The sequence below is a fragment of the Acinetobacter sp. YH12151 genome, assembly GCF_013418355.1.
GTDB classification, from domain to species: Bacteria; Pseudomonadota; Gammaproteobacteria; order Pseudomonadales; family Moraxellaceae; genus Acinetobacter; species Acinetobacter pseudolwoffii.
This window is the reverse complement of record NZ_VPCG01000068.1, coordinates 1-9037: the sequence shown is the minus strand read 5'-3', so window position 1 is coordinate 9037 and position 9037 is coordinate 1. Positions and strand designations below refer to the sequence as shown.

General features: G+C 34.5%; 13 protein-coding genes and 1 pseudogene. 10 read left to right on the top strand and 4 right to left on the bottom strand.

Translation table 11 applies throughout. The features are described 5' to 3' along the window. The first annotated feature begins 224 nt into the window (after positions 1-224). From FTU82_RS14880 to FTU82_RS14850, 7 genes are all read left to right on the top strand, one after another. Positions 225-500, top strand: coding sequence for a DUF4258 domain-containing protein (locus tag FTU82_RS14880; RefSeq protein WP_180101558.1), 276 nt, complete (start codon positions 225-227; stop codon positions 498-500). A gap of 19 nt (positions 501-519) precedes the next feature. After that, positions 520-957 (top strand): hypothetical protein, encoded by a 438-nt coding sequence (locus FTU82_RS14875; RefSeq protein WP_130118207.1) that lies wholly within the window; start codon positions 520-522, stop codon positions 955-957. Next, a complete protein-coding gene (locus tag FTU82_RS14870) occupies positions 957-1295 on the top strand; it encodes a hypothetical protein (RefSeq protein WP_180101556.1) in 339 nt (112 codons plus the stop codon). Before FTU82_RS14875 ends, FTU82_RS14870 begins: the two co-directional genes overlap by 1 nt. 51 nt (positions 1296-1346) lie before the next feature. Then, entirely contained in the window at positions 1347-2168 is an 822-nt protein-coding gene (locus FTU82_RS14865) for a hypothetical protein (protein WP_180101554.1), read from the top strand. A 274-nt stretch (positions 2169-2442) separates the two neighbouring features. Beyond that, positions 2443-2718, top strand: a complete 276-nt coding sequence (locus FTU82_RS14860; protein WP_086189056.1) for a type II toxin-antitoxin system RelB/DinJ family antitoxin — start codon at positions 2443-2445, stop codon at positions 2716-2718. Next, positions 2696-3025: a type II toxin-antitoxin system YafQ family toxin gene (locus tag FTU82_RS14855; protein WP_180101551.1), complete on the top strand. Its 330-nt coding sequence runs from the start codon at positions 2696-2698 to the stop codon at positions 3023-3025. Before FTU82_RS14860 ends, FTU82_RS14855 begins: the two co-directional genes overlap by 23 nt. Before the next feature lie 24 nt (positions 3026-3049). Then, positions 3050-3565, top strand: coding sequence for a plasmid replication DNA-binding protein (locus FTU82_RS14850; protein WP_180101549.1), 516 nt, complete (start codon positions 3050-3052; stop codon positions 3563-3565). Between the two features lie 2118 nt (positions 3566-5683). On the opposite strand, the gene FTU82_RS14845 is transcribed toward FTU82_RS14850, so the two are convergent. Next, positions 5684-5872: a hypothetical protein gene (locus FTU82_RS14845; RefSeq protein ID WP_180101547.1), complete on the bottom strand. Its 189-nt coding sequence runs from the start codon at positions 5870-5872 to the stop codon at positions 5684-5686. A 143-nt stretch (positions 5873-6015) separates the two neighbouring features. On the opposite strand from FTU82_RS14845, the gene FTU82_RS14840 reads away from it, so the two are divergent. Together FTU82_RS14840 and FTU82_RS14835 are read left to right on the top strand one after the other, a co-directional pair. Continuing rightward, positions 6016-6840, top strand: a complete 825-nt coding sequence (locus FTU82_RS14840) for a hypothetical protein (protein WP_180101545.1) — start codon at positions 6016-6018, stop codon at positions 6838-6840. 25 nt (positions 6841-6865) lie between these two features. Further along, entirely contained in the window at positions 6866-7147 is a 282-nt protein-coding gene (locus FTU82_RS14835) for an antitoxin HicB (protein ID WP_180101543.1), read from the top strand. Positions 7148-7155: 8 nt separating this feature from the next. On the opposite strand, the gene FTU82_RS14830 is transcribed toward FTU82_RS14835, so the two are convergent. Continuing rightward, positions 7156-7479, bottom strand: a complete 324-nt coding sequence (locus FTU82_RS14830) for a hypothetical protein (RefSeq protein ID WP_180101541.1) — start codon at positions 7477-7479, stop codon at positions 7156-7158. 501 nt (positions 7480-7980) lie between these two features. Between FTU82_RS14830 and FTU82_RS14825 the strand changes: the two genes are divergently transcribed. Beyond that, entirely contained in the window at positions 7981-8244 is a 264-nt protein-coding gene (locus FTU82_RS14825; RefSeq protein WP_180101539.1) for a hypothetical protein, read from the top strand. Between the two features lie 451 nt (positions 8245-8695). Here the strand turns inward: FTU82_RS14825 and FTU82_RS16340 are convergent, their stop codons facing one another. Both FTU82_RS16340 and FTU82_RS14815 read right to left on the bottom strand, forming a co-directional pair. After that, the gene (locus FTU82_RS16340; protein WP_306669838.1) at positions 8696-8881 is read right to left on the bottom strand and encodes a hypothetical protein; all 186 of its coding nucleotides are present in this window, start codon (positions 8879-8881) and stop codon (positions 8696-8698) included. Positions 8882-8937: 56 nt separating this feature from the next. Next, a pseudogene (locus FTU82_RS14815) lies at positions 8938-9037 on the bottom strand (IS1 family transposase); the annotation flags it as partial.

Here is a 9037-nt window from a genome sequence, read left to right as displayed (position 1 = left end):
TTCCGATGTAGGTTATGAATATATTTTACCTATTGGTAAAAACAAAGATATAAGACAAAAGGTGAATATGCTAGGAATTTCGCATAACAACCATTATGTTAAATGAGAAAAAAGAAAGAATAGAAAAGTCTAAAATAGCGTATATTTGACTTTTTAAAAAATAATTATTTGACTTTAATATTAGTCGTGATATTCTTATTCCTATATTAAATAGGAGATGGTTCATGAAATTAACTAATCACTCTGTTCAAAGAATGAAACAACGCAATATTAATCAAGAAATGATAATGCTAGCCAATATTTTTGGGGAACCAAGTAATAAAGGCAAAAAAATTATCTTAAAAAGAAAAGATATTCATAGAATTATGAAGGTATTAGAAGTTTTAGAAAGACGTGGTGGAATTACTATAGTTGATGATCAAGATACTTTAATAACTACTTACTTTAATGATTCATTTAATCGAAAATTAAAGTCAAATAGTGACTTTAATTTTATTTAAATAGATAAAGGAAGAAGATATGCCACTTAAGATAAACACTGAAGCATTTGCAAAGGTGCCTGAAAATTTAGTTGATCCAGCTAAGCCTAATATTAAGAAGTACAACATTCGTGTGCATAAGACGGATCTAGCTGTTTTAGATGCTTTGGCTACACGAGATGGGATTTCAAGATCTCAATTACTTAATCAGCTTGTAGAAGCAATTCTACTGAATAGTTTATTTAGCTTAGATACACGTGCTGGATATTATGTTGCAAACTCTGCTAATAAACTAGCGAATATTCCACCAAAAGAAGGGTGGGTATTGGATTTAGCAAATAAACATTTCTCAGCAGTTTATGAATTGAAATCACGTTGTGATTATGAAGATACCTGTTCAGAAGAACCTACTGATCGAGATCAGATTCATGAAAAATTATCTCAAGCAGTTAAAGATGGAAAATTAGGAAAAGTTTAATGGCTACATTAAGAGAAAAATTGAAAGATACTTTGGCTGAAAGTAACACAACAATTTATGAAACGGTATCTCTCCGGGTTCCTAGTAAAATTGCTGGGATGATAGATATTATGTCTGTCATTATGAAGACCCCTGTTGCATCCCTTTTAACTGACGATATTACTGAGGCATTGGTTCACGAGTTACTATCTGATTCTAGAAATATTGAATTAATCAACGAACTATATCTTAAAGATAGCACGCTTCTTTCTGGAGGATGTTTGCAAGTTCTTGAACAAAATAAAGTTTTAGAAGTAGAATTTGGCGGATTAGCTTTCCCTAAAAGAAACGTCAATTGACAAAAAGTCAATAATGGTCATTTTTTTTGATAATTATGTAGCAAGAGTTTTATGTATATAACCAATTTTAATCTAAATCGAATCATCAAAAGAATCGATGTAGATGAACAGCTTATATCAGATATTTTTAAGAATATTGATATTAATTCATGCTTATCGCTTGAAGAAAAAAAAGATCTTCAAAGAGCAGCTACTTTTTTTAAAAAAAGTACACTAGGTATGAAAATTGAATTTCATCCTATCAAAGAAACTGAGGATACAGGTACTTGGTTAAATGAACATAATACAGCCGCTTTTCATTTGAATGCGGATTGTCCTAGGTTAAATGCTAAATGGGTAAACTTTTATCTCCCACAAGAAGTGAGAAATAAGGGTAAGGCCACAATAGATAGGTTTAGAAAGTTAGTTAAATCTAAGATGAGTGAAGATGGAACTATAGCTGATGAAAGTTTCATTATTTTTCTTAAAGCTGAATTTGGGATAGGAGATCTTAATTTTGGTCGCATAGAAAAAGATAACTCTAGTTCAGTAAACTTCTCTGATAAAATTGAAAAATTATCTTTAGATGAGCTTAAGTCTCAAATAGATGATTTATTTGAACAGATTTCAAATTTTCCAATGAAGTCTGAGCTACATAAAAAAATTTATGACCTACGTTATTGGGATTCATCTAAATTAAAGCGAATTGAGAAAAATAGACCTTTAGAGGAAAAAAACTTAGCAGAAGAGTTCGCTTCTCTTAAAAGCAGACTTATTGCTTCAACTATTATGTTTTCCAAAAAAGTGAATAACTTTGATCAGGAAGCTTTAGAAGAGGAAATTTTATTAGCATTAAACTTTAAAAAGTGTTCAGAATGTTTTAACACACACTAATGTAAAGATTTCCTAAAATTAACATAATACACCTTATACGAAATGCTCTTTTTATTCCTTTAAAAATCAATTTTTTATATACTATTGAAAAGCCCATTTACCCTCAAATGGGCTTTTTTATTGATTTTTCATGTTCCACGATTACTTACTGATCAATGTTCCACGGGTTTTGTTAGCCTTTTTTAATAATAGAATATTAACTAAATTCTATTTACTAAACTGAATTAATGGTATTATGTATCTCAATTGAGTTACATAATATTAAGGTGAAGATATGACTTCTCAAACCTCAATGCTGCATGTTCGAATTGATGATGATACTAAGCTTCAAGCACAGCAGGCTTTAAAATCAATGGGCATGTCTGTATCTGATGCTGTACGAATCTTTTTAACTCGTGTCGTGGCAGAACAAGCAATACCGTTTGATGTCCGTGTACCAAACGCCAAGACTGTTTCAGCGCTGAATGAAGCAGATGAACTAATCCAAGCAAAAAAAGCCCGTTTTGAAACTGTAGAAGACTTGTTTAATGACCTCGAAAAAAACAGCTAAATCGAAACGTGCCGCTTTACCACGATCATCGGACTACACCAAAGAGTTTTTAGCAGATTGGCAAAGGCTTTCTCGCAGTGGTCGCTACGACATGGGGAAGTTGAAGGAAGTAATGATGCTTTTAATCGCTAATAATGAACCTTTAGGGGCAGAATGGCTGGATCATGCCTTAAATGGAAGTCAATGGAAAAACTGCCGTGAATTACATGTCGGTGGAGATTTCCTATTAGTTTATCGTATTGAGTCGCTTTCTAAGTTCGATATGATCGTTTTCGTTCGTGCAGGAACGCATAGCGAACTATTTTAAGAATTAAAATCTTAGGAAATAGATATGTCCTTGCTCACTATTGTTGAAGCATCAAAACAGTTCAAGGTGGGACGCACCACAATTTATAAAGCGATTAAACGTGGTGATCTAACATCACAAAAAAATCATGATGGTGTACAAGTTATTGATGTACAGGACATGATTCGAGTGTTTGGTTCATCGAAAAAATATGCTTCTCCACCTGTTTCTGAAAACAGTACCCAACCTGTTTCTGGAAACAGCGGAAACAACGAGGAACTATTAAGAGAATTACGCGAACAAGTTAAAGAATTAAAACAGGATAAAGAGTTCCTGAAGCAAGAGATATCAAGTGTTAGGAAAGATTTCGATGACTATAAACTGATGATTACATACAAGGGAAACCTATCCAGTGTAGAAACAGTGGAAACAGTACCCGAAACAGGTAGAAACAGTTTTGAGGAACAAAAAAAACAGCCTAAGGAACAGGTAGAAACACTTCAAAATGAATCACAGATAGAAGAAAAGAAAGGGTTCTTTAAACGGCTTTTTGGTGGTTGATCTTTTCTTAATTTTTAAGATCTTCAATCATTTTATTTTTAATAAAAATAGGTGTAAAAGAGATCTTTTAATCTAGTCGCGATAAATATTTATTAAAAATAATAGTATTGTTATTCTGCGGTATATGCTTGAAAATAAATAAAAAAAAGTGGTGCAAAGACTTGAAACTTTACACCACTTTTGTTTAATCTATGGGTACGCAGTTAGTTGATGGTGACACATCTACTAACGAAGATCATAAGGTTTGACGACCGTTATGATTTCACCAAAGGCCTTGTACCACTTTCTATTTTAGAAAACTATGAAAAAAATACAAGCGCTAAAATGAAAAATCTTCGTTAATCACCATGTTATCGTTCATCAATTAAGCAACAAAATGTTTTTGTTCGGGCTTTGTCAGCTTCTGTGTGTCCGTTTTACGGTGGACACGCATAACGTGTGGTAGGAGTAAGTGTCACTGGCGTTATGTGGCTATAGTCGAAAGGCTAAACCGCTACAGGGGAACTTCACATAAGCGGAGCGTTGGGAGTAGTTGCATAGGACTGTTAAGTTGCATGTTGGGGAAACCCTCGCAGAGATACAGCCGTGTAACGACAGGGAGCGCGTGGAGAGAGGTGCAAAACTTTTAGTCCTTGTCTGCATAGTCAGCAAAACTATGTGCGGATACGACCGATGCGTGGCTCCGTCAGCCCAATCAGGTTAATCGGCAATACTTAAGGGATTGTGGTTTTTTTCAAAATCACGCCCTTAGGGTGAGTATTGCCGAAACTCACTCAACGTTCACCATCAGCCCGAGCAAGGCGAGGGGTGTGGGGATCTTGAGTGAGTGAGAGCTCTTAGTAGAATATATTTATTTATCTTAGACTTTATTGAAAATACTGTTTAAACGCAAAAAAACAGGGTGTTATAGCTCGATTAATTTATTTTGGGTGTTGAACTACATTCTTTCTTTAAAGTTGCTTAAAACGCAAAATAGAGCGTATATCTAAAGATTAACAGCTAAGACTTTTCAGTCTTAGCTGTCATTTTTTAAAAATGAATGCATGTGATTAATCTGCACCTACAGCATTAAACAAAGTTATTTCTGTTTAATTCTCAGTTAAATTTCATAACATACAAAAAATTTTTCACAGATTACCAGTCTGTTTGCAGTCACCACAACTGCTATTTTTTTCACTAAATCAAACCTATAATCGGCTCACCTTTCATTCCTCATAAGTACGCTCATGTTTTTATTCACTCGAATACTTATGCTCCCGACTTAAAGTCGCTTTACTCAATGATCTCCCATCCTCTAAAACATTATTTTAATTTAACAGTCACCAACTAATAAACTTTAAAAAATAATATCTTAGCGAACTTCCCACGTTAGTTTTAATCATCATTTTGACGCCCGACTTCTTACATAAATGCTCAAGTCTTATTCGTTACACTCGCCTAAAATTTTCCTGTCTTTTCATGAGTAGTTGTTCCAAGAACTCACTTATAGATTGGCTAAAGACTCTTTAGATTTATCGTGCGATCAAAATTTTCTGTACAGCATGTTCACGGTTCTACGTTTGACATGCCGTTACTGGCTTAAGCTATCCAGTCAGCCTTGCTTATGTATTTACAAGTGCCGAATGTTCATCAATGGTTCTCACTGTAACATTGGATAGTTTTTCTCTATCTTCACAGCCCACCAGTACAGCCATCTTTACCAAGTCACCCAAGTAAAGAAGGGGTTATTAATGCTCAAGCACATCCTATGCTTTTTTGCTCACCTTTGATTAAAACAGGACTCTTCATGTCACCATGAGATCCGTTTCCGTGTCGCCCAACAACAATAAAATTGTTTAAAGATTGGGTAGAAAAAGAGAATTTCACTCTTTAGCCCCCTTCGATTCCGCGCCAGCCATCGTTAAACAGCACGCAGCTTCACCGATCAGAATATGGTGTGTATTCCTAGCAGTTTGAAATAGTGAAAAAACGTCCTCGGCAGCGGTAACTTGCCGAGTATTCAAAGCCCAAAAAACAGGCGTAAAAATTGGCAAACTACGCTAGACGTAATTTTTGAAAGTTAGAAATATCTAACAAAGATAATATGCGAGTAGCCAAGAAAATATGTGCTATCGCTGATCATGAGAGGACTCCGTTGGCGTACGGATAACGATCTAATGATTCACTTTCTAGTTTTGAAAAATGGTCTCCACTAACAACCTGGTTGAGTTGCGCTACAAGTTCAAAATCAGAAAAGCTTAAGAAGCAGTCAGATGAGTTCACTATACCTGAAAAAGTGCCAAAATCAAATTTTGCAGGAACAACCATTTATAAACCTACATCTGCACCTAAAAAGGGACTGCTAAACGCAGTCCAAATCATTACAAAATAAAATCTCCGATAGAATTACCAAAAAAGTATAAAAATGCTAGAATTTTTCCGACAGAATTACCAAAAAACTGGACTTTATAATGATCTATTACTGTGTCAAAACTAGCGAGTATTTAGCCGACATTTTGGATAAAGTGAGCCGCGAAACGCAGTATTATTTCCAGCTTGATGTGCCGCTTGATCGTGCTGAAAGCATCATTGAGAAGTTCCAAAAAAGGTATGATTTGAATCAAACTGCCAGACAACGAAATTACCGTTTAAAGCAAAAACCAGTGGTGGATCTGATTGTTTTACTCAATCAAAGTCTGCTCAAAATTGAGAAGGTTCGACTCTGTTTATTGTGTACGGTTCCCGAAGAACTTCGAGAAAAAAAGCAAGATTGTTCAGAGTTACTGAAAGCCGCCTACGGACTCGATAAGTCAGAGATCGAGCAATTCGAATCGGTTCAAGATCGACAGAATCGCCTAATCTATCGCACGGCCATTCAGGTTAGGGATAATAAGCAGTCCGCTCCAGTCTATGAATTGGTTAACCTGCCATTTACGATTGAACAGCGTAAACAGAAGGACATTAATCGAACAACAGGTTGGACGTGGCGCATGCACAAGAAGTTTTTTGAACTTAAGAGTGAGCAATTGCTCTCTACCTTCAAGAAAGCGCAACAGGTGAAGAGTCCTGAGAAGCAGGATAGTATGATTATAAATGAACTATCTATGGTGTCTAAATTGGCAGGGTTTAGGGGAGTTCGAGAGGATGTATTTAAGTTCAATAAGCAAGTTTTTCCGCTGTACTTCAAGTATTTGAACCGAAAGTCCAAAGTAGAACTGTCGGTGCCTTCGTATGAGCGGAAATCTAAGCGTCTGGTCAGTAATTTTCAGGAAATGACGGCATTTTTTGAAAATTAATGGTAATCACTAATGGTAAGAAATCATGCCGAAATATCCTGATAATTATTATCTGAGCCGCCGAGAAATTGATGATTTGAGGAGTGAGGCCAAACACGCGGTAAAATATATGAAAGCTTTATTTGATTTTAAGATTGAAGCTCGTTACTCATTTAGCGTCAACTGGTCCGTTGAGGATAAAGAATTTGTTGGCCTTTGTGCCGAATTTCCATCGTTATCCTGGCTAGATCCGGACCCTGATAAAGCACGTTCTGGCATTGAGAGACTTGTTTTTGAGACATTACAAGAGATGAACTCTACTGGATAACGCATCCCTTAATACTTTTGGAAAAATCCCTGATTCCGCTGGATGTATGCATTCAGATGATTGGAATCTAAGCCATAAATTTGCAGTTGTTTATCGATATATTTGAAAAAGAAAGAATAGACAATGTGCATGATCCCCAGTGCTAACGCTTCTATTTTGATTGCCGGAAATAAAGTGTTCGGGTCTGTAAATAGAACGTCTAAGGTGAAATGATTAAAAAAATAGATGAAAAAAGTCACCAGACTCAACAAAGTCAAAACTGCATAAGCTTTAACACAAGCTTTGCAGTATTTATTCATTTTTTCTAGTTTCTGAAAAGTTATAGGATTCATTTTGCGCTCTCGACAACTAAACTTTTAAGGAAAGAAATTTTTACCGATTCTAAATATTCAGGATTAAAAAAGGGAAAAATATTTCTGTTAGATGATCCTGTGCTTTATAAAAAAAATTATCAAAATTAAAAAGCTCAATTCTTTTAATATACTGAAATTAAATATAATTTTTAATGTCGACACACATCATGTCTACCTAATGAAGCTAATTTAGGTAGACATGATGTGTGTCGTGAATTTTTTGATTTCTCATTTATTATAAGTTGTTGATTTAAAATGTTATTTGTTTTTTCTTGGGGAAATAGAACTCAAGGATAAATATTAATAACCTATTGAAATTAAATAAAAAATTCAAAACACACATCATAGCTACCTTGATGCAAAAAAGAAGCTATTATGTGTGTCGATCAGAGCATTATATGTAGAAAGGTCTCTAATTTTTTATTCTGTCTACCGACTTGTAATATGATTCATATATCAGCTCACTGGGAGTATGGCATCATGTCAACAGCAGATCTAATTGAAGAGGATGACAGTGAATCAGGTATTGCTGCTAAAGCCGCAGATGTACTTCGAGACCGCTTTATTGAGGCAGCGCAAAGCGGAACAGTGCTTTATGTAGAAAATGATAATTTAATAAGTAAAACACCGGATCGCGTACCAATTCTGATTAAACGTTTGGAAGGCCGGAATCCTGACCTTGCTCGACGCTTTGCTGGTCGTGGAACTTTTAAAATTAAAAAACGTAAAATTAATTTTGATTGAGTTAGGCCTGTACGGGTCTTTCGTATGAATGTTTGGATGTTGATTTTAAATAGAAAAATCAAAAGTGGAAAACTGATTCAGTAAAAACCACCTATCACACCTCAATAATTAAAAAAATAATTATATCAACTACTTAGGTTGTATTTAAGAAGCTGTATCTTTTTAATTTTTAGCTATTTTTTTTAAAAAATGCTTCTACGAGTGGAATTCATTTCAGTAGAGATAACTTTTTCAATGGGTTCTAACAGTCAAATTTCGTATAAGAGATTTTATGTTAAATAGATTTATTTTGTTCTGTAATGTGGATCACTTCTAATAATTATTTGTTCAAAGTTAGCCTCATAAAATTGAGAAATTTTTTCAACTTTAGAGCGTATTAGAAGACTTTTGTCCAAATAAATTACTAGTTTATTTAATTTGAATTAAAAATAGCTCTTCCTCTTGGAATTATTTACACCCTCATTTCTTCATATTCTATATATTTCAAATCATTCATCTTGCTTTGAAGAACTTTCCAATACTCTATATGAGCATAATTACTATCGGCTAACCCTATAGAGTCAATATCTGAAAGAGCGAAATCATGTGCAATTCCTAAGACCTCATCTTTCCAATACCAAAAAATTCCAATCATCATATGGCATACCTATCTTTATATAAAATTCTGGTGGTGTTTCAAAAAGTATGCTGGCGTTAAACAAATCCGTTATTAAGGTAAAAGAAAGTCAAATCAAAGGCTTTAAAATGATTTTCAAGCTTTTTAGAAAAGTTGCAACTTCTCCTAAATCCACGC

Excerpts from the sequence above, each read along its gene's own strand:
- FTU82_RS14880 (WP_180101558.1), top strand. The coding sequence starts at position 225 with ATGAAATTAACTAATCACTCTGTTCAAAGAATGAAACAACGCAATATT.
- FTU82_RS14875 (WP_130118207.1), top strand. The coding sequence starts at position 520 with ATGCCACTTAAGATAAACACTGAAGCATTTGCAAAGGTGCCTGAAAAT.
- FTU82_RS14870 (WP_180101556.1), top strand. The coding sequence starts at position 957 with ATGGCTACATTAAGAGAAAAATTGAAAGATACTTTGGCTGAAAGTAAC.
- FTU82_RS14865 (WP_180101554.1), top strand. The coding sequence starts at position 1,347 with ATGTATATAACCAATTTTAATCTAAATCGAATCATCAAAAGAATCGAT.
- FTU82_RS14860 (WP_086189056.1), top strand. The coding sequence starts at position 2,443 with ATGACTTCTCAAACCTCAATGCTGCATGTTCGAATTGATGATGATACT.
- FTU82_RS14855 (WP_180101551.1), top strand. The coding sequence starts at position 2,696 with ATGACCTCGAAAAAAACAGCTAAATCGAAACGTGCCGCTTTACCACGA.
- FTU82_RS14850 (WP_180101549.1), top strand. The coding sequence starts at position 3,050 with ATGTCCTTGCTCACTATTGTTGAAGCATCAAAACAGTTCAAGGTGGGA.
- FTU82_RS14845 (WP_180101547.1), bottom strand. The coding sequence starts at position 5,872 with ATGGTTGTTCCTGCAAAATTTGATTTTGGCACTTTTTCAGGTATAGTG.
- FTU82_RS14840 (WP_180101545.1), top strand. The coding sequence starts at position 6,016 with ATGATCTATTACTGTGTCAAAACTAGCGAGTATTTAGCCGACATTTTG.
- FTU82_RS14835 (WP_180101543.1), top strand. The coding sequence starts at position 6,866 with ATGCCGAAATATCCTGATAATTATTATCTGAGCCGCCGAGAAATTGAT.
- FTU82_RS14830 (WP_180101541.1), bottom strand. The coding sequence starts at position 7,479 with ATGAATCCTATAACTTTTCAGAAACTAGAAAAAATGAATAAATACTGC.
- FTU82_RS14825 (WP_180101539.1), top strand. The coding sequence starts at position 7,981 with ATGTCAACAGCAGATCTAATTGAAGAGGATGACAGTGAATCAGGTATT.
- FTU82_RS16340 (WP_306669838.1), bottom strand. The coding sequence starts at position 8,881 with ATGATGATTGGAATTTTTTGGTATTGGAAAGATGAGGTCTTAGGAATT.